Raw genomic sequence first — 25,704 nt, 5'->3', positions numbered from 1 at the left:
CATTCTGAAATTAATAGCTAAAAAATAGGGAATAAAAAGCCAGCTCAACCATTGCAGGGGGGCGTTGAACTGGCTGGAGATGAATGTGTGCTTAATGTTTAGTTAAGCGGCTAAATGGGGGAGATGAATCCCCATTTAGGCCATGTCGCTATCGTTAGATTTTACCAACTAGATCTAATGAAGGTGCTAGCGTCTCTTCACCTGGCTGCCATGCTGCTGGACATACTTCGCCATCGTGAGTGGCTACATACTGTGCCGCTTGAATTTTACGCACTAACTCAGACGCGCTACGGCCAATACCTAAATCATGAACCTCAGCCACTTTAATCTGGCCTTCAGGGTTGATTACAAATGTACCGCGCAGTGCTAGGCCATCTTCTTCAATCATCACGCCAAAGTTACGTGTAATTTTTCCAGTTGGGTCGCCAATCATTGGGTAGTTAATTTTGCCAATGGTATCTGAGCTGTCGTGCCACGCTTTGTGAGTAAAGTGCGTGTCGGTAGACACAGAGTAAACTTCAACACCCATCTCTTGTAGCTTCTGGTAGTGATCAGCCATATCACCCAATTCTGTTGGACATACAAAGGTAAAGTCAGCTGGGTAAAAGAAAACTACAGACCACTTTCCGAGTAGGTCTTGTTCAGTGACAGAAACAAAATCACCATTGTGATAAGCCGTTGCAGAGAATGGTTTGATTTCAGTGTTGATAATTGATTGTGTCATTTGTCGCTCCAATGTGGGTTATTCACTTTTCAACTTATGGGTTAACGCTGCTGCATTAACCCCGTTTGTTTTCGATGGAGAGATAATAACGAGGATAGAGAAACAAATATAACGGGTAAAAACTATCATGCTAATCGATTTTAAAGATTAAGCGTTACTGCCAACTAAAAAACCGATTAAACGAGAAAGGCTGGATGGGCTATTGCCAGATATCGAAACGCGTTAGGCTGCGCCCCAATTGAAAGTCAAGTTTTTGCGATAACTGTTGTGCATTGGTTTTCAATGCGCTCGCAGAAATATCGCGCGTCACCTTACCCGCTATCACCACCCAGTTTCCCCCACCAGTCAAACATGCTCTGACTTCGGCAAAATGCGCTTGCAATAGCGATAGTAACTCACGATTTTGACTGTGTTCTTTCCAGCAGTTGAGCACCAAGTAGCCATCCGATTTCAACATCATTGATGCATTACTGATAAAGCTATCAGACAGTTGGCTTTCATCAACGCCGTCGGCACCATAGATGTCAGCAAAGATAACATCCGCTTTTTTATGATCTTTCTCTTCAAGGAAGTGCGCCGCGTCTTGGTGCACCAACGAGAGTTTTTTGCCTATCGGTAGTTGAAAAAAGCGTTTTGCAATCTCAATCACACTCGCCCTAAGCTCCACCGCTGTGACCTTAATCCCCGTATCAAATTGGCGCAGCGCATGGATCAAACCTCCGCCACCTAACCCCAAAATAATCACCCGTTTAGGTTTAATAAAAAGCAAGACTAATAGCATGGCTTGCAGATAGGTATGCTGGGGAATATGTGGCGTTGCCTTTAATAGCTTGCTCTGCTCATCGTTGTCACCAAAAGAGAGCATTCTGATCTCCTTATTCTCTAATACGATAAGGGGCCCTATCTCATCGTCAGTTCGATGTAAGGTATATAACTCTGTCATTAAATCTCCGCAATAGGCCTGAAGCCCTGCTCACTGCACTGCTTAATGACGACCATTATGAAGCAAGTGACCAAGGAACACAGCAAAATAACGGCCAGGTTCAAAATCATGCCCTTTATATAACCTTGTCATTAAAATGCTAACGCAGGTCTAATATCTCAACCTTCACCAAGGGTTTTTCTCATCTCTTTTAACTACAACAGGTACAGACCAACAAACCACCGAATGATTGCTACCCTTCACACCATTTTTTGACCTCAAATTGTGAGCTGACTCCCGTCCATTTTCTTATTAGGCACTAAAATCAGCGCGCTTTATCACTGACTGAATTCACCATGAAAAAATCACTCATATCGCTGACATTAACCACGCTAATCACTAGCCAACTCTCAGGCTGTATGGGGCAGATGGGGGTAAGCGCAATGGTCACCAAAGGCAATCTATCTGCTGTAGACAACCGCTATGGCCGCGCTGGGCTTTTTGTACTACTCAGCCCAGTCTATGGCCTGAGCGCCACCGCCGACCTATTCATTTTTAACAGCATTGAATTCTGGACAGGTACCAACCCGATAACCAATAGATCACCAGCCGTCGTCGATATGCCCGTCGAGGCTATTTTCAAGGTTAATCCTCACCTAGATAACAATCTAAAAGATGCGCCATTACCGCAGATCAAACTTACTCGAGCAACTATCGAAGCAATCGATGATGACACTATGGTGATGACCTTGAACTTTGCAGACAAGAGCCAGCAGCAGTTAATGGGTAAAAGGCAGCAAGATCAAGTCTCGTTTTACTTAGACCAACAGTTGATCACAAAGGTCAAGATTGATGAACTTAAACAGTATCAAATAGCGATGGAAAGCTAGCCTTAAGATAAGTCATATCGGCAAGTCTCCGCACTCGCCTTAGGTAACAGAGTTAAAACCATTGCATGCCACACGGTTATGGTGTATTTCTCTGTTACCTCTAATATAGAACCATGCTCCTATGACACAAACTCTGTTTACCATCTTGTTTTACATCGTGCTTTTTGTCGTATTGCAACGCTTGGTAAAAAACTGGGTACAGCGCCTCTCGCGGCTGAAACAAGTGTCAGAAACACGCTCTAAACTGGTCACACAATATATTACCTATCTGCTTTTTGTCTCTGTCGCGTGCTTAATGATTGTGACTTTAGGTGTTGAATATCAGCAAGTTTCCTTATTTATCTCATCAATATTTGCCGTTCTCGGTGTAGCCTTAGTCGCACAATGGTCGATACTGAGTAATATTACAGCGGGGATCCTTATCTTCTTTGTATTCCCTTATCGTATCGGCGATAAGATAAAAGTGGTCGATAAGGATGAAGATATTAGCGGAATGATCACCGAAATCAGTTTGTTTCACATTCTTATCGAGCGTGATGACAAAGTCATCATTACCTACCCAAACAATTTGATGCTACAAAAAGGCGTATTAAAGTTAAAAGGTAAGCCAGCGCAAGCCCTTAGCCTACCCGATCAAAAAGATCACACCCAACAACAAAGCGACTAAGCTGTTAATTAAGTAAAACTATTGATAATAAGGCTAAATGGCCTACAGATTAGTCGCAACAAACATGGGATTGAGCAATATGGCTTATTCCAAGTTACCGTTTATAGATAGCTAAGAGGCAAACATGCTAACAACGCTGCTTTATCAACCACATGATGACAGCCTTCTCAGTGGCGACGAGGCCAATATTAAGGCGTGGAAACAGAGCCATGATGCCATTTTATGGCTAAATATAGATGGTGAATTAACCCCCGCATTGCAGCAGATGTTACAGGCTGATTTTGGCTTACACCCGCTGGCACTGCAAGATGCCTCACGAGATAGACATCCACCAAAAATCGAAGCCTTTGAAGATCATACCTTCTTATTGTTACGTGGTTTGTCAGCGAGTTCTGAATCGATTAATTGTGACAATATTCTATTGGCGCTGTTTGTTGGCAAACGCTTTATTATTACTCGTCACAGCGCGCGTTCATTAAGTATTGAACGCACAATGAACGAAGTCATGGCGGGTAACCTATCGATGAAGCTAGGTACAGGAGCCCTTAGCCTGAAAATAAGCCGTTTTGTCGTGAAGCGTTACCATAAAATTTTATTTGATCTTGAGAGTCGCTTGGAGGAACTTGAATCCATCATGCTGACCACCGCAGATGATAAAATTTTAGCAGAAGTCGTGCTCTACAAAACCGACCTTACTCGGTTACGGCGTAATTTCCACTATCATGTTGAACTCTTTAATAGCCTGCGAGACGAGCCCTCTCTTCCCTTCGATGAACAGCTCGCTCATGAAATTAACGATGTTTGCGAACATCAACACCGGGCCGCGAGCTTAGCTGATCTTTTCTATCAGGTCTCCAGTGATTTAATCGACGGTTATATCTCGATTAGCGCTCACCGACTCAATAACATCATGAAAGTGCTTACTATTATCACCGCGATTTTTGTGCCACTGACATTTATTGCAGGCATCTATGGTATGAACTTTGAGTTTATACCTGAGCTTAAACACCATAATGGTTACTTTATCGTCTGGGGCGTGATGATCACCATCACCATCGTCCTGTTGTTGCTGTTTAGAAAACGAAAATGGCTCTAACAAAACGAGCACTTAATAGTATAAAGATCAGGCTACTCTGCGAGCGCTTCAGAGGCGAAGATAAGCGCTTTTTCGCTCTCGGCATAAGCTCGTCAGCACTGCATCACATGTAAAAAAAACTATCAAATCATTACGCTAATTCAAATAAAACGGCGAACCTTGAGTTCGCCGTTCTGGTATCTGCCGTTAATCGTTGCTAGCGTAACACGCGGTGAAAAAACGCCACCGCCTGCTGGTACATCTGCAACGCTAGAGCAGGGTCATATCTATCACCCTCATCACGCATAAACGCATGCTGCCCATTAACTTCTTGCCAACTAAACAAGCGGCCAGTTTCACTCAGCTTATCGTAAATAACTTTACGTCCCTCACCAGATACATGCGGATCTTGCTTACCAAAGATCAGCATTAACTCACCTTGAATATCTGCGGTACGGCTCAGGGAGTCGTTGCCATCGTTACAAGGCAAGGTATTTGAATGTATATCGGTTGGGTAAAGACAAAATGCACCGACAACATCGCTATTAAGTGCTGCTCTATAGGCAAGGTGTCCGCCAATGCACACGCCCATGGCGCCAACATGGCTGGTGCAGAAGGCTTGACGATGGGCAAACTCAACTAAAGCTTGCGTATCACTATCATGATGTTCCAAATACTTAGTAAACTTATCCTCATTACCTTTATCCTTGCCAGCATCGTCGTAGGCCAGCACAGTGCCAATGGGATTGAGTTCGTGAAACACCTCAGGCACCAATACCACAAAACCATGGCCTGCAAGCATCGCTGCGGCGCGAGCAATGGGTGCTGTTTGCTGGAAAATTTCTGAATAAAAAATGATGGTCGAAAACTGCCCTTCGGCATCAGGGCGGTAGAGGTAACACCTCATCGTCCCTGTCGGGGTATCAATGTCACAAACGTCCTGTTTTATCATCATAAGCTGGCCCTCAGGCGAATAAGTTTATCGATAACTTATCAGCCTAGGGCCTATTTGTCAGGTAAAAAGGACGGGCAGTTTACTTGGCGTTAAAACAGTTCGTTAGGGCAAGCTTCACCCGCGAGCAGTTGCTTCACATTACTCAAGCTAGTGTGAGCAATAGCCCCTAACGCCTCTTCGGTTAAAAACGCTTGATGACCGGTAAAAATCACATTGTGACAAGCGGATAAACGTCTAAACACATCGTCTTGAATAATCTCATTAGATTTATCTTCAAAAAAGAGTTCTTTTTCGTTTTCGTAAACATCAAGGCCTAGCGATCCTAATTGACCCGTTTTCAATGCTTCCATGGCATCAAAAGCATTTAGTAAACCACCACGACTGGTGTTAATCACCATCACACCAGACTTCATTTTAGCAAAGCTATCTTGACTCAACAGATGATGATTTTCAGGGGTCAACGGGCAGTGTAAGCTAATAATGTCACATATAGGATAGAGCTCATCGAGCGTAAGATAGTTGACACCAAGATCGATTACCGCTTGATTAGGATACGGATCATAGGCCACCACTTTACAACCAAATCCTAACAGGACTTTAATGGTTGCGACCCCGATTTTACCTGTACCGATAACCCCCACGGTGCGGCCAAACATATTAAAACCGACCAAACCTTCTAAAGAGAAGTTAGCGTCGCGAGTACGTTGATAGGCTTTATGTACTTTGCGGTTAAGGGTTAGCATTAAGGCAACGGTATGCTCTGCCACAGACTCTGGCGAATACGCAGGAACATTGACCACTTTTAGTCCAAGGCGTTTCGCTGCAACTAAATCCACATTGTTAAAACCAGCACAACGCATTGCGATTATTTTGGTGCCGTTTTGCGCCAACTCAACCAACACCTCTTCGCATAATGAGTCATTAACAAAGGCACAGATAACTTTATAGCCAAAAGCCAGTTTCACCGACTGCATACATAAGCGATAATCAAAATACTCAATGTGCGCACCAAAAGCTTGATTAGTGCGATTAAAGTGTTCCATGTCGTAGTGCTTGGCACTAAAAAAACCTATTTTCATTTTCTCTTCCTAATTACTTAGCATTGGCCTCAACACTTAAGACCACTGCTGCGGATTATCACAAGATGACACATATATTCATCGCCACGACGAACGTGCGCAACATGTGCGACTTGACTCGATTAATGATGTCTTGATAAAGCTTTCCATCATTATAGCTAAGCGATGAACACGAATAAATGAATCAATACGTTAAGTCAGACAGTGAAATGGTACGCGTTTAAAAAGTAGAGATCATAATCCAGGTCACGAAAAACTTAAGTTTGTTAGACAGACACGTGCTTTCTTTACATATCCTGATAAGCTGACAACAAATATCGTCACATCCTCCCTTCAGTATGAGTAATAAAGAGATTTCAGAAGCCAAATTTTGGCTACAACGACTAAGCAAAACCAGTCTTAGAGCCCTTCATATACTGGGTATAACAGGCGCGGGTGGTGGCATATTGCTGGGCGTAGCGAAAGCAGACTGGAGTATATACTGGTACATGGCTATGACAACGGGCTCTTTACTCATGGCTTGGGAGGTCGTTAGAGATTGGCGTTGGTTAATTCAATTAAAGGGAGTTTTAACCATAGTTAAAATTGGACTGCTGGCGCTCTTTATTCCTTTAGCCAACTATAAACCTGAACTGCTTATTACTATTGTTCTCTTGTCCGTGGTTGTCTCGCACGGCCCTGCGGGATTAAGACATTTCTCTGTTATTCACGGAAAGCGCATTGATGGAAAAAAAGAGATTAAAGGCTAACGTATCAGCACTGTTACTGAACCATGAAAGGCTACTGCATACTTCGCCTACAGCAGATGTTCTAGATCTGGCCTGTGGCAGTGGCCGTAACGGTTTATGGTTTGCAGAGCAAGGCGCTAAGGTCACTTTTATCGATCAGGATATTAGCCGTCTGCCATCGCTCCCACAAAACTGTCACGCAAGATCACAAAACCTCGAAAACGATGGGCAGCAGCATCTACCCACAGCGCAGTTTGATATGGTTTTAGTGTTTAATTACTTGCATCGCCCGCTGTTTGGCCAAATAGCCCAAGCGATAAAACCCGGGGGGCTATTAATCTATGAAACCTTTACCACAACCCAAGCAACAGTTGGCCGCCCTAAAAACCCCGATTTTCTATTAACGGCTAACGAACTGCTCAATCGGTTCAATCAATTTGAACCATTGCACTATTTTGAAGGTAATGTAGGCTGTGAATTAGCACCCTGTTTTAAAGCACAGATGATCGCTAGAAAACCACGCAGATAGGTTAGTCTTCATAGCAAATAAGGATATTGAGATGTTCCCCTACCCTGAACAGTATAGATTGGCGGCCCCGCCTCTGATCACGGCCTTTATGGTACTGTGGTCACTCCTCTCTAGAGCGCTGTTTGGCGATGGCAGTCCAATCGGTTTTTACCCGCTATTTATGCTGTTCCCGTTGATCATTCTACTTCATGGCCAATTAATCTGGCAGGCAAGAGGAATGGAGCGACTCGACCAAGGTGTCTACGCTTTCATTCACGTAGCGCTAGCCTTTGTTGTATGGACCTTCGCCATCATGCATATTAACGGCAACGGATTCTGACAGCCTAACCAGGCAGCGCAACCAAACTATACTTGCCAACATAGACCGCTAAAGAGTATCTTTGCAGCCGCTTTTATGATGCTGAGTAAATTATGAGTGATTTTGTATACGCGCCACCGACAACCCCTTGGTTAGATATAGTTTATCAAGACAAAGATATATTGGTGGTGAATAAACCCTCAGGCTTATTGTCGGTTCCAGGTCGCAAGGCGGCTTACCACGACAGTGTCTATGCAAGAGTCTTAGCTGAGCACCCAAACGCACAGATTGTTCATCGACTCGATATGGCCACCTCTGGCATCATCGTTGTGGCGCTGCGTCGCAGTGCAGAACGTGAATTAAAACGACAGTTTCGTGAGCGCGAAACGAAAAAAACCTACTACGCCCGCGTTGCTGGCTACGTAAAGCAAACAATGGGCACCGTTGACTTACCTCTTATCTGCGACTGGCCAAATCGTCCGAAACAAAAAGTTGACCACAAAATCGGTAAATCGTCGACGACCCATTTTGAAGTGATCAGCCGGGCCAAGCGTTCCAGTTTAGTTAAACTCACCCCGATCACAGGTCGCTCTCATCAACTGCGGGTTCATATGATGGCACTTGGTCATCCTATCCTTGGTGATAACTTCTATGCGGACCCGCTCGCTAAACGCCTAGCAGCACGTCTATTACTGCACGCCCAATCGCTAACAATAAAGCACCCTTACAGTGGCGAGTCGATGACCTTTTCTACAGAAATTCCTTTCACAGATATTACACCGCAGCAATGATGGGCATTAACATAAACAAAGGGTGGGGTTACGCAATATAGGTAGCTTTTGACGCAATCCAGACTTTAGCTAAAACATGTGCGATGAAACTGTGTCCCCCGCCATGATCATTGACACTAAAAGTTACCCATTTCCTAAAAAATACCGTAGATTACTCAATAATATTAATCTAAATCGGTATTTCTTAATGGATACGTCATTTCAGCGCGACCAACTAGACAATCAAATTCTTTCTGCATTGATGGAAGAGGCAAGAACTCCCTTTGCCGAACTAGCCAAGCGGTTTGGCGTCAGTGCAGGCACAATTCATGTGCGTGTCGAAAAGATGAAACAAGCCGGCATTATTACTGGTGCACAAATCACCGTTAACCCCAAAGCGCTAGGATATGACGTTTGCTGTTTTATCGGCATCAACCTTAAAAGCGCAGGCGACTACCCAGCAGCCATCGCTAAGTTGAACGCGCTCGAAGAGGTCACTGAAGCCTACTACACCACCGGGAACTACAGTATTTTTGTAAAGGTAATGTGCCAATCTATCGACGGATTGCAACACGTATTGATTAATAGAATTCAATCTATTGACGAAATACAATCAACCGAAACACTGATAAGTTTGCAAAACCCGATAGTACGGGCGGTCAAACCTTAGTCATATTTTTTATATGCTATAACCCATCAGATAAATCATCTAACAGAATTACATCTACAACTTTTTTATCTATCCACTTTAACTTTGGCAATCTTTTGTGTTAAAAAGAACGTCACCCCAACAAAGGGGTAACAAAATAACAATAGTTCTATAACCAAAGTTACAGCGATACCAATTGTGCTTCGACCCATCGAGGCACATTTAATTGACAAGGAAGAAGTTGTGAAAACAAAATTATCACTAGCCATATCAGCTGCGCTGATCTCATCGGCCTCTTACGCCGGTACCGTAGAAAAATACAACACAACCAACCAGACTAACGACGAATATCAAGGTCTTCAAGTTGCAAAGAGTGCTGAATCTCAAGCTAAAACTCCTGTAGCTTGGATGCTTAAGCTAAAGACTCAATCAGTATCTCAACAGAGTCGTGTTGCAGGTTTTAACCAAGCTGCAGCAATAAGCAGCATTGAAAGTGCTCAAGCTCGTGTTCAATCTAGTTTGCGCGCAATGGATGCTAACGTTAAAGTTTTAGCAACCACTTCTAAATTGGTTAGCTCAGTTGTCGTTGAAGCTGATAAATATGCATTAGCAGCACTGCTGGCTAACCCAGATGTTGCCGATATTCTTCCAATTTATGATTATGAACTGCACGTTGATGACAGCGCTGAGTACATTAAAGCTAAAGCCGTTATCGAAGCTGGCGTTGCATCAGGTAAAGGTCAACGTGTAGCAGTACTTGATACGGGTGTTGATTACACTCATAAAGCACTTGGCGGTAGCGGTGATGTTGCTGACTATGATGCAGCAGTTGCCGCAAAAGCTGACATGCCAGATTGGCCACAAGGTAAAATCGTAGGCGGTTGGGATTTCATCAACAACGATCCAAACCCAATCGACGTAGACACTAATCATGGTACTCATGTAAGCCACTCAGTAGTCGGTGTCGCACCTGATGTTGAACTATTTGTTTACTCTGTCTGTAATTCAGGTTGTCCAGGTCTTGCTCAGCTACTCGCTTTAGAAGCAGCAATGGATCCAAACGACGATGGCGACATCAGCGATCGCGTTGATACCGTCAACATGTCTCTAGGTGGAGATTTCGGTGATTCTGAGGGCGGAGCAGTTCAAGAGCTGATCGATGAAATGGTAGAGCTTGGCGTTAACCTTGCAATCTCTGCAGGTAACGATGGCCCAACACCATTTGTTGTTGGTGGTCCAAGTACCTCTAATAACGCCCTATCTGTCGGTGCGATGACGCATCCCACGACTAAAGTCGGTAAAGTTGACTCAGCATTTGCTGGTGAAACTGTCGAAGCATTTGGTGCAGGCTTTAACACTAGCAACGAATTTGCTTTCGATCACACTAAGGCGCCATTAGTCTACCCAACAGCAAACCAAAATGGTTGTGCTGCATTTGCTGATGATGTTGATTTCACTGGTAAAGCCGTAATTATCGACCGTGGTGGCTGTGCATTCACCCAGAAAGTACTGAATGCGCAAACTAAGGGTGCTTCATTTGTTATCGTGGCTAACAACAAGCCAGATGATGGTGCCTTTAATATGGGTGGTGCAGATCCAAAGGTCACTATCCCTTCAGTAATGATTTCTAAAGAAGATGGCGATGCTATTAAAGCGGGTCTAGTCGACGGTCCAGTTGAATACAGCGTAACCTCTGTTGAAGTAACTACAGCTGGTGCTATCGCGACCTTCACTTCACGCGGTCCATCTATTGCAGGCACTCTTAAACCAGAGATCACAGCGCCAGGAACAGCGATTCTAACTGCATACCCAGGTGGTGGCGATCAACTATCTCCAATTAGCGGTACTTCTTTCTCAAGCCCAATTACAGCAGGCGCAATGAGCATCGTTCGCGAAGCACTACCTGAACGTAATGCGCTAGAGATTAAAGCGACCATGATGAACTCAGCGAACCTAGACGTTACGCTAGATCCAAAAGGTCTTAACCCTGACGCAGAACTTGCACCAATCAGTTATATCGGTGCGGGCCTTGTTGATGTAGAAAAAGCAGTCAATCTTCCTGTTATCGCTTGGAATAAAGACACTCAGCAAGCAGCCCTTGCTTTTGGTCTAGTAGCAACAGATAAAGTTGTTTCTATGACGAAAACGGTAACCGTTAAGAACTTCTCTAACGAGGAGAAAACTTACACGCTAGCGGCTAAACAACGTTTTGAAAACGATATGAAGTCTGAAGCAGTTAGTTTTGAACTACCTGAGTCAGTAACGGTTCAAGCCGGTCAAACGGTTGATTTCGATGTCACGGTAACTATCGACCCAACTAAGTTACCTGAGTGGACATTAACCTCTTCTTATGAGCTAGATGGTTCTGCATCAGACGCATCAACTGCACTTACGTTGTCAGAGTATGACGGTGCAATTAAATTTATGGATGGCGAAGACAGTGCGCTTCATGTGGTATACCACATTCTACCAAAAGCAACCGCTGGCGCATCAGTTTCGACTGAAGTGACCGAAGAGGGTATCGTTCGTACCTTTACTAACTCTGGCGCGATTGCCATCTCAGAGCCATTTGCAGCACCATTGACTGCAACTAGCCCAGTAGATATGGATCTACGTCACGACCTAGTGAATGCGTCAAGTGAGCTACTGCTAAGTGGTTCGTGTGATGAAGGTATCGCTATCTACAACACTTTCCAGATGCGCGATCCGATTATTCACCCACTTGTAGCAAGCTACAACGTTGATTTTGACACCGATAACGATGGTGTTTGGGATTACACTGCAACAACTGTAAACCTGCAGTGGTTCAATGATGCATATCCACGCGCTATCTACGGCTTCGTTAAGACGTACGGTACAGCTAGCGGTACTTTAGAACCAGCTTTCCACGTTACTGGTAATGACTTTGTAACGATTAAAGCGTGTTTTGAAGATATGGATCTCACCGCAGCTGATTTAGGTAACGATGTTACTGTTCGCTACCGTGTAGAAGAAGCTGATTGGGCACCGGTTTCAACCGGTACTGGTGATGAAGTCGTCGCAACATTGATGCTAGACGGTTCTGGTACCAGTGCACAACTTGTTGACGAAGATGGCGCAGAAGTAACTGAGCTTGCACCTGGTGAAAGCGCGTTCCTAACCAGCACAGTTGGTCGCGACGCAATGGGTTACATGTTCCTATCTGAAAATGGTTCTATGTCAATCACTGCAAACACCACAGATGAAGGCAACTCAGCACCAACTATCGAAGATACTATGCTATCTGTCGATAAAGGCGCTGAAGCAGGCACTGAGCTTGGTAAGCTGATGGCTACCGACCCAGATATGCTAACTAGCCCATTCTCTGAGTTCATCGTTCTTAACAGCAACAGCAACATGTTGGTTATCGAGAAAGACGGTACTGTTAAGCTAAGCGATACTGCGGTAATCAATCAACAAAGTGAATCACTAGTCGCTGAAGTTGTAGCCATTGATACCATGGGTAATCGCTCAGAGTCTGCAACGGTTACTGTTGAAATCAACAACACGGTACCAACTGTATCTCCTACAGGCATGACAAGTACTGAAGGCTTCGTTGTCACAGCAAAAGCTAACGGTAAAGATGCTGACGGTGATGAGCTAACTTACACTTGGACTCAAACAGGTGGTACGCCAGTATCATTCACTAACGGCGGTGCTGAGATTAAGTTCACAGCTCCTACAGGTAACAACACTCTGACTTTCTCAGTTGTTGCATCTGATGGACGCGTAGAAAGTGAAGCGGGTACTGCAACCATCGCAGTGAGTGCTAAAGAAGTGAAATCTTCAGGTGGTGGTTCACTTGGTTGGTTAGCACTACTAATGGTTCCATTTGCAGCGTTCCGTCGCCGCAAGTAAACCTAATCAATAAGTAAAAAAGGGAGCCAATTGGCTCCCTTTTTATTTGCTTCGCGATGTCTTGTAACAATAGCAAAAGTTAACTATGTCACTCGTTGTTAGTCATTACAAACACATTTGTCATCACTTTATAAAGTTCAGTGCCTTGATAGACAGATGCTGAAGCAAAATGCAGAATCGGCACGCAGTCTTGGGATAAATGCAGCGGTGTCAAAACCTTGCTACTCCCATACTGATCCAGTCGCAAGATATTTGCCAACGGCTCTCCTGCCGCTAACGGCTGCCCCACTTTAGCCAAATACTCCACCATCCCCCCCATAGGAGAATGAAACTTCTTGTAGTCTTTCAAATAACAGGCAAAGCGTTGCATCGGCGCAGCAGGGACAGTATCGGCGACTACGCCACGATGGCTAAGATAAGCCATTATCCCTTTGGCATCGACCAACGCATCATCAAGATCAATACACTCTTGGCTGCCTAGCTCTAACGTGAACGCAGACACTGGGACAGTCAGTTCGCGCCCCTGCTCCCCAACATATTCACTCAGCTGCCACCATGGACAAAACACAGATTCGTCCATGGCACCACCAAAATCATTGGGGATCAGCAGGGTATAGGGGATTGAAAACAGTGTTGCAGCTTCAGCATCATACTCGGGGCAATACAGATGTTTGCAGGCTTTAGGACCCGTATGCAGGTCCAGCACGATATCAGCCTCGTGCCCCATTCGTTGCAACATCACTGCTTGCTGTTGTCCCGTTGTCACTCCCCACTCACTCTGAAGACGAATTTGGCAACGCTCAACCAACATAGCTCGGTAAGCTTGAATCAACTCACCATCCGCCAAATGACTGTGCTTGGCGTACCAAGCAGCGACATCGACTTTATGGTCAAAATATTCACGATTCCAGTTGACCCCAGTGATAGGGTCAAACCGACCAAGAGTAAACTCGCCGCTCTTTTGGTTTATACCAAGAGGATTAGCCAAGGGTACCAAGGTCACCTTGCCCCGCAGTTCACATTTTTCCAGCAGTTGCATAAGCTGATAGATAACGGCATTACCCTGCACCTCTGCGCCGTGCACATTCGCCTGAATGTAGACACTTGGCGCCGTTATATGTGCGGGCTCGAACTGAAAAATCGGCAGTTCAAGATCTTGCCCTGTCGCCAACTCACCAATCTTAAGAGAGGTTCGACTCGGTTTCATCATGCACCTTCAAATAGATTTTCATGCAGCGACCGTACCACCTGTGCCGCTTCGGATTCAGCCACTAAAACACACAAGTTGTGTGGACTCGCACCTTGGCAGATCATTCGAACATTGTGGGGTTCGAGTACCTCAAATACCCGGCGGCACACGCCTGGCGTCGACGCAATCTTATTACCGACAATGGCAACCAAAGCCAGCTCATCTTCCACCCGCACGCGGCAATGTTGAGACAACTCTTGCAGCAAGGATTCACTTAACAAACTATTACCTGCGGAGTCTGAGCCGGTTTTATCTAAGGTGAGTGATACGTTTACCTCAGATGTAGTGATCAAATCCACACTAATCTTGTGACGTGCTAGGGTCGCAAAGGTTTCAGCCAAAAAACCCTGAGCATGCAGCATCTGCAAACTATGTAGATTTAACAAAGTTTGATCGCGGCGCACCGCAACGGCTCTATAGATTGGCTCATCACTAACCTGATGACGAATCCAGGTGCCGCCACGTTCAGGTTCTTTACTGGATCCCACAAAGACCTGAATCTTCTGTCTTACTGCGGGGAGAATGGTGGCTGGGTGCAAGACTTTGGCACCAAATGTCGCCATCTCCGCTGCTTCGTTGAAGCTGATTTCTGCAATAGGCTGCGCATTGGGCGCAAGGCGAGGATCAGTGGTATAGATACCCGCAACATCAGTCCAGATCTCAACAGCAGACGCCTTAAGTGCTTCTGCCAGCAGTGCAGCTGAATAATCGCTCCCCCCACGGCCTAAGGTTGTCGTGGCACCTTGTTCATCGGCACCGATAAAGCCTTGAGTTACAATTCGCTGTGTCGAAAGCAGCGGCGCTAAATGGAGGCGACACAAAGTAGCAATCTGCTCAATTTTCGGTTCTGCACGGCCAAAGTGGCTGTCAGTACGCATCACTTGGCGAACATCAAAAGCCGATGCTACTTCCCCCTTCTCTCTTAATACTGCAGCAAATAAGGCCGATGAACACTGCTCGCCCTGAGCCAGTAGCTCATCCATGGTGGCTTTACTGCGCTCTTGGCTCAAGGATTCACTGAGCACGGCAATACGGCTAAGAAGGTTATCGAGTCGAGCGGCAACATCATTGGGCCGACCTAGCTCATCAAGGATCTTATATTGAATAGAGGCGATATCTTTAAGCAACTGCTGACGACGAGCATCATCTAGGCCATCTTGCGTAAGCTCGACCAACAAATTAGTCACACCACTAGAAGCACTGACAACAACCACTCGCGTATTAGGGTTAGCCAAAATGATATCGGCACAACGACTCATTGCCTGATAATCGGCAACAGAGGTTCCACCAAACTTAGCAACAATAGTAGACATTAGCTCACCTCTCTTTGATAAGAAGAGTGAGAAACAACGAAAGAAATGATAAACATGATTACGCTCCGAACTAACTTCGTTCGAAGAGCCTGGTGCAAAGATTACGCACCCCAAAGAAGGGAAACAGCGATCACCACCAGAAGCTCTCCACCAAAAAACAGGTGACAATCGTTGGGATTCAGCCCAAGCGACCGATAGTAAGATGAACCAAACATCTGCCTATCTCGGCGTTAATCTCCCTCGCAAGCCATCATTGGAGTTTGGACTCCTCAAGCTTACTACCTAGTTAACGCTCCTCTTCTGTATCTTGTCCCTATAGGTCAAGATGGATGAAAATTAACAAATATCTGTCTATTAAGTCAACGCTAATTTCTCGTTATGACTAACTTTCATTCAAAATACACTTTTCACGCGATTAAGCGTATCTCAAGAGTAAATATCAGGCAGCTCGCTAACTAGACAAACACGAGCCTCAAATACACCTAAAGCCTGTTCAGGATAGTCCAGTAAACAGGACACTAATTGGAGGTGACCGGCCTCGACAAAATAGATGGCATTTTGATTGAACAACTTGCCAAGTTCTATGGCAGCAACCTTATCAATAGGCACAGCCCAGCTTTTTTCCATATGATCGCCGGCAACAGAGGTGCCCACAACAGCACGATAGGGCTGCTGCAACTTGCCAATTTCAATTTGAAGTTGTTTGTCGAGTAATCGGTTTTGACAGGAGGTCAGTATCTGTCCCAATGGATTATGGGCTGTAATGATCGCAAAGGATAACGTGGGAGAAAAAGCTTGAGTAAGAAGAAACTGGGTTTGTTGGTAGCAGTACCAAAGATCACGATTTGAATCACTCATTACTAAAATATCCCTAAATTAGATTCCAATGATTATAGCAAACTCAGCCCCTCTTCCTAGAGGTGTGAGCCACGTCACTTAATTAACTTTAATTCATGCCTTAAAAATCAACAGGTTAACTCGCAACGCGTGACCTGCGTCATATCTCCCAGTAATTTTGTTAACATTTCATTTGTTAACAAATGCCTAAAACGAGTACAATAAGCTTGTTGATTCACTTCCACTCATCTAACGATGAAATACTTTTTGTTACACCTTGTCGCTGACACTGTAATTAAAAGTTAGTCAATTTCCTGTATATAATGTGAGCTATGGCTGCTGTGACATTTAAACTTGAAAATAATCGATAGTTAAAGGAACTATTTCCTACTATTGTTAATCGAAGTGGATACAGTTCGCGTTTTCTTTTATAGAGATACGCATACTTTACTAATCATGAAGTGTGTTGCTGTTTCAGGCCAGATTTATGAAAGCACCTACGTGAATCAGTAATTGTCAGCACGACAAGTTAGGGCGCAGCCAACATACGCGCTCATGGTTAGAACAGATTTAAACAAATATTAGGTAATTAAATATGCAAAACCCGCACATTCTGATCGTTGAAGATGAAGCCGTTACCCGGAACACGCTAAGAAGTATTTTCGAGGCTGAAGGATATGTGGTAACTGAAGCCAATGATGGCGCAGAAATGCATAAAGCCATGCAGGAAAACAAGATAAACCTCGTTGTTATGGACATAAATCTTCCTGGCAAAAATGGTCTTTTGTTAGCCCGTGAACTTCGCGAAATCAATAACATTGGCCTAATCTTCCTGACTGGCCGTGATAACGAAGTCGACAAAATTCTTGGACTTGAAATTGGTGCAGATGACTACATCACTAAACCATTCAACCCACGTGAATTGACCATCCGTGCTCGTAACCTACTGACTCGTGTTAACAGCACAGGTACAGAAGCTGAAGAGAAGAGCGCTGTAGAATACTACCGCTTTAATGGCTGGAGCTTAGAGATTAACAGCCGTTCATTGGTCAGCCCACAAGGTGAGTCATACAAGTTACCACGCAGTGAATTCCGTGCAATGCTTCACTTCGTTGAAAACCCAGGTAAGATTCTGACTCGTGCAGACTTGCTAATGAAGATGACTGGTCGTGAGCTCAAGCCGCATGACCGTACTGTAGATGTGACCATTCGTCGTATCCGTAAGCACTTCGAAAGCTTACCAGATACGCCAGAAATCATCGCCACAATCCACGGTGAAGGCTATCGTTTTTGCGGTAACCTAGAAGAAGCATAAATCACATCCAGCTAGCGCAAATGTGATTCGATTTGAAAAGCCAGTCTAACGACTGGCTTTTTTTATAGGGATATACTTATCCTCGGTGGCCAGGGAAGGCCAGAGAGGGGATTTGGATATAGACTGACGCTCATAGAGACTTATCCCCAGTACCCACCGAAGGGAGTATGAGATTAATTGTGTATGGCACACTTATGACAAAATCCAAACATGGGCAGTTTTAGGTTTTTGTACCTGCATTACGGTGTTGTATTGGCTTTGTGATTGAAGCCCAGCTTAAACCTAACCAGCGGGAGGCATATTAACCGAGTAGACCTTTAAACCATTCACTTACCATCAAAAAAAGTCTCTATGCTCTCTGACGATGATAAGTCGTTTGAACCAAGGTATCTAATACCACTTCATTCTTAATCACATAAAAACTCAAAGGGCTTGCAAGTTCACCAAATAAGGGGGCTCCACCACCCAGTAATATAGGGAAACGAGTAATAACCATTTCATCGATCAGATCTTCTTTAAGGAAGTTTTGAATCGTCACTCCACCGTCAATGTATAGCTCATTGAATCCTTTTGCATTCAAATCGGCGATAATATCAATCAGCTTACCTTTGACTAAAAAAACTTTGTCTTCATAATCTTTAGGTACTTTGGTCATAGTGTTACTTAACACGAACACTGGCTTAGTGTAAGGCCAGTCACAGTCAAAACTCAGTACCATATCTAAGGTATTCCGCCCCATTATTAAGCCGTCAACTCTCTCCATCAAAGCGATGAATCCCGTATCAACATTGTTTGGATTAGGTACAGAATGTAGCCAGTCGAGTTGGCCTCGCTTATCAGCGATATATCCGTCTAGGCTGGTTGCAATAAATACGATGTTTGCCATAAGTCCCTCGTCAAGTTGATGGTGATTGATCCAAACTAAAATATGGTTTAAATTAATTCTACACCGTAGAATTAATGGCGAGTTTATCGGGAGCTCAAATGACTGTCAATGAAAAGAAACGTGGACGACCTATTAGAAAACAGTCGCAGTTAAGTGCGCAAAGCATACTAGAAGCAGCTAAGTATTTGATGAAAAGAGATAGTAAAACACCAAGTATCCGTTCATTGGCAACGGAATTAAACGTAGATCCAATGGCAATCTATCACTATTTCAAAAACAAGAATGCATTGCTAGAGGCCCTCACCTCTTCGCTCGTAGCCGAAGTCTATCAACCCCAAGAAGACCCTGATTGGCAAAGCGAGTTAAGACGCTTATGCGTCAGCTATATTGAATTACTGTGCGAATACGACGGATTACTACAAATCATGCTTAGGATGACATCCCAGGGACCAGCCCAAATATTTATTGAGCGTTATCTATGCATAATTGCGCCTTTAGCACTCGATGAGAAAACAGAAAAAGATAGTCTAGATTTACTCGCTGACTACTTACATGGCTTCGCATTATCAGCCAGTTGTTGCCATGATGCTAAGTTAATTAAGCCCCAAATGATGGATGGGCCTTTGACGTTGATTTGTAAATCGCTAGAAACCTAGCTTAAAAGGTTATTCTCTATGCCAATATTGGAGCCATAAGGCATTCTCGCTTCACTTTAGTCATTAACCACAATCCCAACAAGAAAAAAGCCCTGCAGCTTATCTCAAGCAACAGGACCTCTGACTTAATACAGGTAAGGTTAAGCACTTAACCTTACTGTTTTAGCTGTTTCTCCAAGAAGTCGGCCAATGAACGATATAAGTGAGTACGCACCTTCTCGCCGCGCATTGAGTGCTTAGAGCCAGGATAGTCAATCATCTGAAACAGCTTGCCCTCATCTTGAAGCGCCTTATACACACGAGTACTGTTTTCAAACAACACGTTGTCATCTGCCATACCGTGGTACATTAACAGACCCGATTGATAACCTTTCACATAAGGCAATACGCTACTGGCTTCATAGCCTTTAGCATTCGTCTCAGGATGTGACAAATAACGCTCAGTGTAATGAGTATCATAAAGCGACCAATCGCTTACAGGTGCCCCTGATATTGCCGCTTTAAAGTGAGTAGGTGCTTTGAATAGACTCATTAATGCCATGTAACCGCCATAGCTATGACCGTAGATAGCAATATTGTCGCCATCGACATAATCTAGGCTACGCAGATAATCGACACCCGCTTTTTGATCGTTGACCTCCGCCTCGCCTAAACGCTTATAGATCACATGCTCAAACTTTGTGCCTCGGTGAGCAGAACCACGGTTATCCAGCTGAAAAACAACAAAACCTTGCTGCAATAGGTACTGGGTAAAATAGTCATGCTCACTCCAACTATTAACCACAAGTTGGGCGTGAGGCCCCCCATAGACTCGCACCACAACGGGGTACTTTTTAGTGGCATCAAATGCTGTAGGTTTAAACAGACGATATTGCAGTGCTTGGCCATCTTCAGCTTTTATCTGTCCAAACTCAGGCAGTTGCCAAAGACCAAAAAAGGGATGCAGTGGATGAGTCTTATCAACTTTATTTTGCTCTACCCATGCCAAATGCTTGCCTTCGCTGCAATGTAAACTGATCTGTGGTGGCTGTGCGAGGCTATTGAAATAGTCCAGATAGATGGCTTGATTGTCAGCAAAAACAGGCGCATGCATTCCGCTGCGCTGGCTTATCTGCTCAATTTTCCCGCCTTTTATTGGTACTCTAAAAAGGTGCTTTTCAATGATGCTAGCTTTGCGACCAGTGAAATACACCCAGCCCGCTTTTTCATCGATATAGGCCACCTCGTCGACCGCCCAATCCCCTTTAGTCAGTTGCTTAATAAGGCGACCTTGCAGATCAAATAGGTAGAGATGATTGAAACCGTCCCGCTCGGACGCCCAAATAAGTTGCGGCTGCTTTTTTAAGAAATAGAGATCATTATTAAGATTCACCCATGCTTGGCTTTGCTCTTTAATCACGATTTGTGGTGAGTCATTACTTCGTAAATCGGCAATGCGTAAATCCAAAGTTTGCTGGTCGCGGCTTTGCCATTGAAATGAGAGCTGCTTACTGTCAGGCAACCATTTAACCCGCGGCAGATAGATATCTTTCTCTTGACCAATATCGACCCATTTAACCGCTTGGTCGCTAATGTTAACCACTCCAAGCTCAATGGTGACATTGTTTTTGCCTGCATAGGGATAACGCTGCTCAGTAAGTTTAATCCCATCGGCGTAAATTTCATTGCGAGTAACCTGCTCGACACCAGACTCATCAATACGAGTAAATGCGATGGACGACTCATCAGGCGCCCACCAATACCCCGTCATGCGGTCCATCTCTTCTTGCGCCACAAACTCGGCCATGCCGTTTTTAATGGCTCCGCCGCCGTCATGAGTTAAGGCCGTTAACGTCTTCGTTTTTAGATTTAATACATAGAGGTTTTGCTCACGCACAAACGAGACGAAATTGCCTTTGGGTGACAATTTAGCATCGGTCGTAAAACCCTCTCCTGTTGGTAAAAGCTCCACTTTTTGAGTGGCCACGGCGTAGTAATAGAGTGCACCAGATGCAGGAATAAGCAGTGCCTGGCTATCGTCAGACCAAAAGTATTCCATGATCCCCTGACCATAGATACGTTGACGCTCACGCCTTGCCTTCTCCTCATCTGACAGCTCATCGCTTTTCAGCTGATCGGCATTAAGTAATATAGCTTGCTCACCCGTAGCAACATTCATCTGCCATAGGTCATAAAGATGTTGATCTTCACTACGCCCAGCCAAATAGGTCACCCGCTGACCATCAGGCGACAGCTTTAAGCCGCGAGGGCTACTACCCGCCAATGCAGGCGAAGCATAGAGACGTTCAATGGTTAACGGCGTTGTGCCGCCAGTGGGTTGTTGGAGATCTGATTTTGCAGCAATTGCAGATTGAGATAAAAGCATAGGCACCGCCATAAGGGCTGAACTTATCCATTTTTTAGTCATTATTATGTCCTGGATATAAAACAAATTTGATTGACCTCATAAAGATCAGGCCGAAGCATTGTGCCTGAAAATACAACAAAACAAAAACACTATGGCAATACCCCAACACAATGAGCTGCTTTGCAAATAGCCGCTGAAAAAATGATTAATCTGCGGTAGAATCGCCCCCATAATTACAAAATAAACTTAAGATCCGACCTCCAAATGTGAGCCTAGCTCCATATGTCATAGGAAATAACATGCAAACTCTGGCGCAAAACCTCAGTTCACAAGGGATTGAAGCCCCCTTATCTCAGCTTATTCACACCCTAGCTGACACCTCAAAAGCCATTAGCCACGCCGTTCGTCATGGCGCATTAGCTGGTGTACTCGGTGCAACCGAACAAGAGAATGTCCAAGGTGAAACACAGAAGAAACTTGATGTGATCACCAATGACATGCTTAAAGATGCCCTTAAAGCCGACTCGACAGTTCGTGGCCTAGCGTCAGAAGAGGAAGACTATATTGTTGAAGTGGGCCAGAGCGGGGATTTCTTAGTCTGCTTCGATCCACTTGATGGCTCATCAAATATCGATATCAACTCGTTAGTGGGCACCATCTTCTCAGTGCTACCTGCACCAAGCGGTGAATTAAGCGAAAAAAGTTTTCTGCAAGCGGGTCGCAACCAAGTTGCAGCAGGCTATGTGCTTTATGGCCCTTCAACCATGTTGGCATTAACCACTGGTAAAGGAGTGCAACTGTTCACCCTAAACCCTGATACCAATGAGTATTTACTCACCTGTGAAGCTATGTCTATTAGCAAAGACACGAGCGAATTTGCCATCAATATGTCAAATCAGCGCTTCTGGGAAGCGCCAATGCAAACCTACATTAGCGATCTGCTGCTAGGTAAAATTGGTCCAAGAGAAAAATCATTCAACATGCGCTGGATTGCAGCCATGGTAGGCGATGTGCACCGTGTGCTGTCTCGTGGTGGTTTGTTTACCTACCCAACCGACAACAAGAACCCAGAGAAGCCTTACAAGCTCCGTTTGATGTATGAAGCCAACCCAATGTCTTTCTTGGTTGAGCAAGCTGGCGGTAAAGCATCTACAGGCTATGAGGCCATCATGGATATCGCGCCAACCGACATTCATCAACGTGTCGCGGTTATCTTAGGCTCTGCCAATGAGGTCGATGCCTGTCTTGAGTATCATCGCGTCGATTACAGCGAAGAGCCTAACCTGTAATCAATTAGCTGGCCGTACTCGCAAAAAAGTCGCCCTTGGCGACTTTTTTATTGCTTATACCGTGATTTCTGAACTAATGATGGCCAAAACAGATCCACGGCATGAAAGGTTTCTGTCGTATGTTCCATGAGTTATCACTCGCATCGATTTGACCCTAGCATGCCAAAGTTAGATTGGTAAAAGTAACGTAGATTACGCTAAGAAGACTCATTCGCTCAGGCCATTTTATCAAAGAACCCAATTCACCCGACCCTTTTATCTTTTAAAAACATAACGTCCAGCGACTAAGTGTGCCGAGTGCTGGCGGACGATTTGCCCAGCAAATGGTATGACAGCCTTGCTGAATCTGAATTTAGCCGCTTGTTAATGGTCGCCATCACCAACTGACGAACCAATTTGGCTAACATCTTCAGACGAAAAAACATTGGGCTGGTCTTGCGGATTAAACCAAAAAATCCAATCCCATGTGGATTTTACTGCTTCCTCTCGGCTACTGAGTTCAGATTTCAGCAGTGTACTAATTAGAAGAGCGCCTAAAAATGGTACTAGCCAGGAAACCGCAATAATCCAATTGACTTGGCTTTGTTCGAGCAAATCACTTTTATAGGCCATATAAGATGTTCTAGCCGAAAAGTAGATTGCTAATAATAAAACAGCTATAAAAAAGTAGACCATCAATGACTCCATCCTTGGGAATATTAACGCCCGCATAAGGGGCTGATTAATAGTTTGGCTAAAGTGTGCAGCGAAGCGGAACCGAGCAAACTGTTAGCTGTCCCACAGTTAATGCCTTATATTTTAAAGCTCGTGCCTAGGCGCCACTTTGCCAGTTCCATAGAATTTTACAGGTACTCTATTTTTATTTGTAACTGATGGTTTGAATTCTGATTTAGGCATATCATCAACTTGACTTTGTGTCATAAACCCTTTTGGAATAGAGCTTATTAAAGTCTTTTCGACTACCCTCCCGTTGGAATCTATAACTGTTAAAACAGTCCACTCACCTCTACCTTCTGGCAACCAAGTGGGTCGTTTCTTTAGCATCTTAACTTTTGTGGTCTTGGGAACCCAATAATTCGCCAACTCATCCGCCTTGATCTCAATCGTTTCGGAAGCGAATACATGCTCTACTTTTGTCGGTGTTGTATGGCATCCCATTAGGCTTAGGATTAGCAAGATAGAACTGATTTTTTTCATTCGACTCTCCATGTGTGGGTAAAACATAACGCTCCTTTCTAGGGCTCCCCAGATAATTCCTTTTATAATCAATTAGTAGACACGCATGGTGCTGTTTAATCTAATCAATTTCGCCAAAAACAAACTAGAACAGCACCATGCGCGACATTACAATACTACATGACTCTCTTAGCAATCAATGCTCTTCCATCCACAAAAAACGTCTTAATTCTCTTATGGTTGCTAATAAATCATTACTAGATGGTGATCAACTCTCTTTGACCCAACTAGGCCGTAATATCTCTGGTAATGTGGCGCCTAAGCACTGTATCAAACGCATTGACCGCTTGCTCGGTAATCGCCACATCAATAACGACCGAATGGCGGTATATCGCTGGCATGCAATGCATCTTTGCGGTGCACGATTTTTAAACTAGGAATTATGCCTATCGTGCTTGTCTATTGGGTTGATGTGAGAGAACAACTTTGTTTGATGGCGTTAAGGGCATCGGTCAGTGTTGTCGGTTGTCAGGCTAGGGAAAGAAGTACGACGGAGGGAAAACTATCGAATAACAGCGCAGCATTTACGCGGGGCAATGCATGAATGCATCAAGTTGCTTCACACTGCCGGGAGACCTGAATTATGAGGGGATCCCCCTGCGCCCTGTTAATGGGCAAAATATTGTTGGCTAAAATGTTGAGGAACGGAAACAGCCAACTGTTTTTTGTCCTTATTAATTAGCTTATTATGCGACTAGAACTCCGTAAACTCAATACCATTAAAAAATACATCGCTATCATATTGTAATGTTGAATATCCAGTATCTTCAAAGTAACGACTAGAGTACTCAATGTTTACACCTACGGTGTTACTTTTAGGGTGTTGGCAATTATATCCAATACTTTCATATACCATTGAAGCATTGCCTCCTTGAATTTTAGCATTCGTATCTGTTGATCTTGAATGATATTTCACACAAACAGCACCATTAAGTGGTGAAAGATTTTCAGTGTTTTCTCTGTTCTCAAATCGACCAGTATCAGGAGTAGATGCTCTTGAACTAACAATATATTCTAAGAGTTTTTTATCTGAATCTAAACTTGGCAATTTAAATATGGAAACGTTTACAACATGCGATTCATTTTTATTAATTCCTTTACTTCCAAGAGATGATTGATAGCCTGAGGCAGCTATAACTACCCAGTCTCCATTTTGTGGAGGGAGTGTCGTAACACCATAAATGTTGATAGGGCTATTTGAATTTACAATTGGTGCAACAGTTGCGCACGAAGCAAGAAATAGACTTGATACTAATACAAAAGATAATAACAAAAGATAATAAGCCACCCATAGTTAATCAATAACATAACACCATTATTTGCTGATTACTTCTATGCTGCCCATGATAGGCATCATAAATGAGAAAACGCATTGAGATGGTTTCGAGCGGAGCGTCAGATAGGTTGGATTTGA

The 25,704-nt window shown here is 44.2% G+C and carries 24 protein-coding genes, 1 pseudogene and 1 riboswitch; of the genes and pseudogenes, 13 read left to right on the top strand and 12 right to left on the bottom strand.

Annotated features, from left to right (window positions below; translation table 11 throughout):
- Window positions 1-154: 154 nt before the first annotated feature.
- Both ahpC and BEL05_RS15580 read right to left on the bottom strand, forming a co-directional pair.
- Entirely contained in the window at window positions 155-724 is a 570-nt protein-coding gene (gene ahpC, locus BEL05_RS15585) for an alkyl hydroperoxide reductase subunit C (protein WP_028762466.1), read from the bottom strand.
- Between the two features lie 199 nt (window positions 725-923).
- On the bottom strand, window positions 924-1,667 hold the full coding sequence (locus BEL05_RS15580; RefSeq protein WP_069671741.1) for a spermidine synthase: 744 nt from the start codon (window positions 1,665-1,667) through the stop codon (window positions 924-926).
- Window positions 1,668-2,002: 335 nt separating this feature from the next.
- On the opposite strand from BEL05_RS15580, the gene BEL05_RS15575 reads away from it, so the two are divergent.
- The 3 genes from BEL05_RS15575 to BEL05_RS15565 all read left to right on the top strand — a co-directional run bounded on the left by BEL05_RS15575 (window position 2,003) and on the right by BEL05_RS15565 (window position 4,299).
- Window positions 2,003-2,536, top strand: coding sequence for a DUF3332 domain-containing protein (locus tag BEL05_RS15575; RefSeq protein WP_069671740.1), 534 nt, complete (start codon window positions 2,003-2,005; stop codon window positions 2,534-2,536).
- A 121-nt stretch (window positions 2,537-2,657) separates the two neighbouring features.
- The gene (locus BEL05_RS15570) at window positions 2,658-3,203 is read left to right on the top strand and encodes a mechanosensitive ion channel family protein (protein WP_069671739.1); all 546 of its coding nucleotides are present in this window, start codon (window positions 2,658-2,660) and stop codon (window positions 3,201-3,203) included.
- Between the two features lie 124 nt (window positions 3,204-3,327).
- Complete coding sequence (locus tag BEL05_RS15565; protein WP_069671738.1) at window positions 3,328-4,299, top strand: magnesium transporter CorA family protein; 972 nt, start codon at window positions 3,328-3,330, stop codon at window positions 4,297-4,299.
- 196 nt (window positions 4,300-4,495) lie between these two features.
- Here the strand turns inward: BEL05_RS15565 and BEL05_RS15560 are convergent, their stop codons facing one another.
- Window positions 4,496-5,233: a dienelactone hydrolase family protein gene (locus BEL05_RS15560; RefSeq protein ID WP_028762470.1), complete on the bottom strand. Its 738-nt coding sequence runs from the start codon at window positions 5,231-5,233 to the stop codon at window positions 4,496-4,498.
- Between the two features lie 89 nt (window positions 5,234-5,322).
- On the bottom strand, window positions 5,323-6,312 hold the full coding sequence (locus BEL05_RS15555; protein ID WP_069671737.1) for a 2-hydroxyacid dehydrogenase: 990 nt from the start codon (window positions 6,310-6,312) through the stop codon (window positions 5,323-5,325).
- Window positions 6,313-6,650: 338 nt separating this feature from the next.
- Here BEL05_RS15555 and BEL05_RS15550 point away from each other — a divergent pair, with 338 nt between their 5' ends.
- The 6 genes from BEL05_RS15550 to BEL05_RS15525 all read left to right on the top strand — a co-directional run bounded on the left by BEL05_RS15550 (window position 6,651) and on the right by BEL05_RS15525 (window position 13,162).
- A complete protein-coding gene (locus BEL05_RS15550) occupies window positions 6,651-7,061 on the top strand; it encodes a hypothetical protein (protein ID WP_069671736.1) in 411 nt (136 codons plus the stop codon).
- The gene (locus tag BEL05_RS15545) at window positions 7,036-7,569 is read left to right on the top strand and encodes a class I SAM-dependent methyltransferase (protein WP_069671735.1); all 534 of its coding nucleotides are present in this window, start codon (window positions 7,036-7,038) and stop codon (window positions 7,567-7,569) included. The genes BEL05_RS15550 and BEL05_RS15545 overlap by 26 nt, the downstream gene beginning before the upstream one ends.
- Before the next feature lie 31 nt (window positions 7,570-7,600).
- A complete protein-coding gene (locus tag BEL05_RS15540; RefSeq protein WP_028762474.1) occupies window positions 7,601-7,888 on the top strand; it encodes a hypothetical protein in 288 nt (95 codons plus the stop codon).
- Window positions 7,889-7,980: 92 nt separating this feature from the next.
- Window positions 7,981-8,658, top strand: a complete 678-nt coding sequence (rluA, locus tag BEL05_RS15535; protein ID WP_069671734.1) for a bifunctional tRNA pseudouridine(32) synthase/23S rRNA pseudouridine(746) synthase RluA — start codon at window positions 7,981-7,983, stop codon at window positions 8,656-8,658.
- Between the two features lie 187 nt (window positions 8,659-8,845).
- A complete protein-coding gene (asnC, locus tag BEL05_RS15530; protein WP_028762476.1) occupies window positions 8,846-9,307 on the top strand; it encodes a transcriptional regulator AsnC in 462 nt (153 codons plus the stop codon).
- Between the two features lie 222 nt (window positions 9,308-9,529).
- Window positions 9,530-13,162, top strand: a complete 3,633-nt coding sequence (locus tag BEL05_RS15525) for a S8 family serine peptidase (RefSeq protein WP_069671733.1) — start codon at window positions 9,530-9,532, stop codon at window positions 13,160-13,162.
- 88 nt (window positions 13,163-13,250) lie between these two features.
- Here the strand turns inward: BEL05_RS15525 and BEL05_RS15520 are convergent, their stop codons facing one another.
- The 3 genes from BEL05_RS15520 to BEL05_RS15510 form a co-directional block, all read right to left on the bottom strand.
- Window positions 13,251-14,369, bottom strand: coding sequence for a succinylglutamate desuccinylase/aspartoacylase family protein (locus BEL05_RS15520; protein WP_069671732.1), 1,119 nt, complete (start codon window positions 14,367-14,369; stop codon window positions 13,251-13,253).
- Entirely contained in the window at window positions 14,369-15,724 is a 1,356-nt protein-coding gene (lysC, locus tag BEL05_RS15515) for a lysine-sensitive aspartokinase 3 (protein ID WP_069671731.1), read from the bottom strand. The genes BEL05_RS15520 and lysC overlap by 1 nt, the downstream gene beginning before the upstream one ends.
- 132 nt (window positions 15,725-15,856) lie before the next feature.
- A riboswitch (Lysine riboswitch) is annotated at window positions 15,857-16,032 on the bottom strand.
- Window positions 16,033-16,150: 118 nt separating this feature from the next.
- Window positions 16,151-16,582, bottom strand: coding sequence for a DUF3293 domain-containing protein (locus tag BEL05_RS15510; RefSeq protein ID WP_069671730.1), 432 nt, complete (start codon window positions 16,580-16,582; stop codon window positions 16,151-16,153).
- Window positions 16,583-17,156: 574 nt separating this feature from the next.
- Between BEL05_RS15510 and arcA the strand changes: the two genes are divergently transcribed.
- Window positions 17,157-17,876, top strand: coding sequence for a two-component system response regulator ArcA (arcA, locus tag BEL05_RS15505; protein WP_069671729.1), 720 nt, complete (start codon window positions 17,157-17,159; stop codon window positions 17,874-17,876).
- Window positions 17,877-18,225: 349 nt separating this feature from the next.
- On the opposite strand, the gene BEL05_RS15500 is transcribed toward arcA, so the two are convergent.
- Complete coding sequence (locus BEL05_RS15500) at window positions 18,226-18,762, bottom strand: dihydrofolate reductase family protein (RefSeq protein WP_028762481.1); 537 nt, start codon at window positions 18,760-18,762, stop codon at window positions 18,226-18,228.
- Between the two features lie 98 nt (window positions 18,763-18,860).
- Between BEL05_RS15500 and BEL05_RS15495 the strand changes: the two genes are divergently transcribed.
- Window positions 18,861-19,418, top strand: a complete 558-nt coding sequence (locus BEL05_RS15495; protein ID WP_069671728.1) for a TetR/AcrR family transcriptional regulator — start codon at window positions 18,861-18,863, stop codon at window positions 19,416-19,418.
- A gap of 154 nt (window positions 19,419-19,572) precedes the next feature.
- Here the strand turns inward: BEL05_RS15495 and BEL05_RS15490 are convergent, their stop codons facing one another.
- Window positions 19,573-21,825 (bottom strand): S9 family peptidase, encoded by a 2,253-nt coding sequence (locus BEL05_RS15490; protein ID WP_069671727.1) that lies wholly within the window; start codon window positions 21,823-21,825, stop codon window positions 19,573-19,575.
- 239 nt (window positions 21,826-22,064) lie between these two features.
- Between BEL05_RS15490 and BEL05_RS15485 the strand changes: the two genes are divergently transcribed.
- Window positions 22,065-23,054 (top strand): class 1 fructose-bisphosphatase, encoded by a 990-nt coding sequence (locus tag BEL05_RS15485; protein ID WP_028762484.1) that lies wholly within the window; start codon window positions 22,065-22,067, stop codon window positions 23,052-23,054.
- A gap of 363 nt (window positions 23,055-23,417) precedes the next feature.
- On the opposite strand, the gene BEL05_RS15480 is transcribed toward BEL05_RS15485, so the two are convergent.
- On the bottom strand, window positions 23,418-23,729 hold the full coding sequence (locus BEL05_RS15480) for a hypothetical protein (RefSeq protein ID WP_028762485.1): 312 nt from the start codon (window positions 23,727-23,729) through the stop codon (window positions 23,418-23,420).
- Between the two features lie 123 nt (window positions 23,730-23,852).
- Window positions 23,853-24,251 (bottom strand): hypothetical protein, encoded by a 399-nt coding sequence (locus BEL05_RS15475; protein ID WP_028762486.1) that lies wholly within the window; start codon window positions 24,249-24,251, stop codon window positions 23,853-23,855.
- A 137-nt stretch (window positions 24,252-24,388) separates the two neighbouring features.
- Between BEL05_RS15475 and BEL05_RS15470 the strand changes: the two are divergent.
- Window positions 24,389-24,756: pseudogene (locus BEL05_RS15470) on the top strand (IS4 family transposase); the annotation flags it as partial.
- Window positions 24,757-24,984: 228 nt separating this feature from the next.
- Here BEL05_RS15470 and BEL05_RS15465 read toward each other — a convergent pair.
- Window positions 24,985-25,578: a hypothetical protein gene (locus BEL05_RS15465; protein WP_245687012.1), complete on the bottom strand. Its 594-nt coding sequence runs from the start codon at window positions 25,576-25,578 to the stop codon at window positions 24,985-24,987.
- Window positions 25,579-25,704: the final 126 nt, after the last annotated feature.

The sequence above is a fragment of the Shewanella colwelliana genome, from assembly GCF_001735525.1.
Classification (GTDB): Bacteria; Pseudomonadota; Gammaproteobacteria; order Enterobacterales; family Shewanellaceae; genus Shewanella; species Shewanella colwelliana.
The sequence above is the reverse complement of the archived record's forward strand: the minus strand, read 5'-3'. Positions and strand labels throughout refer to the sequence as shown.

Coding starts and splice junctions, on each gene's coding strand:
- ahpC (WP_028762466.1), bottom strand. CDS start 724: ATGACACAATCAATTATCAACACTGAAATCAAACCATTCTCTGCAACG.
- BEL05_RS15580 (WP_069671741.1), bottom strand. CDS start 1,667: ATGACAGAGTTATATACCTTACATCGAACTGACGATGAGATAGGGCCC.
- BEL05_RS15575 (WP_069671740.1), top strand. CDS start 2,003: ATGAAAAAATCACTCATATCGCTGACATTAACCACGCTAATCACTAGC.
- BEL05_RS15570 (WP_069671739.1), top strand. CDS start 2,658: ATGACACAAACTCTGTTTACCATCTTGTTTTACATCGTGCTTTTTGTC.
- BEL05_RS15565 (WP_069671738.1), top strand. CDS start 3,328: ATGCTAACAACGCTGCTTTATCAACCACATGATGACAGCCTTCTCAGT.
- BEL05_RS15560 (WP_028762470.1), bottom strand. CDS start 5,233: ATGATGATAAAACAGGACGTTTGTGACATTGATACCCCGACAGGGACG.
- BEL05_RS15555 (WP_069671737.1), bottom strand. CDS start 6,312: ATGAAAATAGGTTTTTTTAGTGCCAAGCACTACGACATGGAACACTTT.
- BEL05_RS15550 (WP_069671736.1), top strand. CDS start 6,651: ATGAGTAATAAAGAGATTTCAGAAGCCAAATTTTGGCTACAACGACTA.
- BEL05_RS15545 (WP_069671735.1), top strand. CDS start 7,036: ATGGAAAAAAAGAGATTAAAGGCTAACGTATCAGCACTGTTACTGAAC.
- BEL05_RS15540 (WP_028762474.1), top strand. CDS start 7,601: ATGTTCCCCTACCCTGAACAGTATAGATTGGCGGCCCCGCCTCTGATC.
- rluA (WP_069671734.1), top strand. CDS start 7,981: ATGAGTGATTTTGTATACGCGCCACCGACAACCCCTTGGTTAGATATA.
- asnC (WP_028762476.1), top strand. CDS start 8,846: ATGGATACGTCATTTCAGCGCGACCAACTAGACAATCAAATTCTTTCT.
- BEL05_RS15520 (WP_069671732.1), bottom strand. CDS start 14,369: ATGAAACCGAGTCGAACCTCTCTTAAGATTGGTGAGTTGGCGACAGGG.
- lysC (WP_069671731.1), bottom strand. CDS start 15,724: ATGTCTACTATTGTTGCTAAGTTTGGTGGAACCTCTGTTGCCGATTAT.
- BEL05_RS15510 (WP_069671730.1), bottom strand. CDS start 16,582: ATGAGTGATTCAAATCGTGATCTTTGGTACTGCTACCAACAAACCCAG.
- arcA (WP_069671729.1), top strand. CDS start 17,157: ATGCAAAACCCGCACATTCTGATCGTTGAAGATGAAGCCGTTACCCGG.
- BEL05_RS15500 (WP_028762481.1), bottom strand. CDS start 18,762: ATGGCAAACATCGTATTTATTGCAACCAGCCTAGACGGATATATCGCT.
- BEL05_RS15495 (WP_069671728.1), top strand. CDS start 18,861: ATGACTGTCAATGAAAAGAAACGTGGACGACCTATTAGAAAACAGTCG.
- BEL05_RS15490 (WP_069671727.1), bottom strand. CDS start 21,825: ATGACTAAAAAATGGATAAGTTCAGCCCTTATGGCGGTGCCTATGCTT.
- BEL05_RS15485 (WP_028762484.1), top strand. CDS start 22,065: ATGCAAACTCTGGCGCAAAACCTCAGTTCACAAGGGATTGAAGCCCCC.
- BEL05_RS15480 (WP_028762485.1), bottom strand. CDS start 23,729: ATGGTCTACTTTTTTATAGCTGTTTTATTATTAGCAATCTACTTTTCG.
- BEL05_RS15475 (WP_028762486.1), bottom strand. CDS start 24,251: ATGAAAAAAATCAGTTCTATCTTGCTAATCCTAAGCCTAATGGGATGC.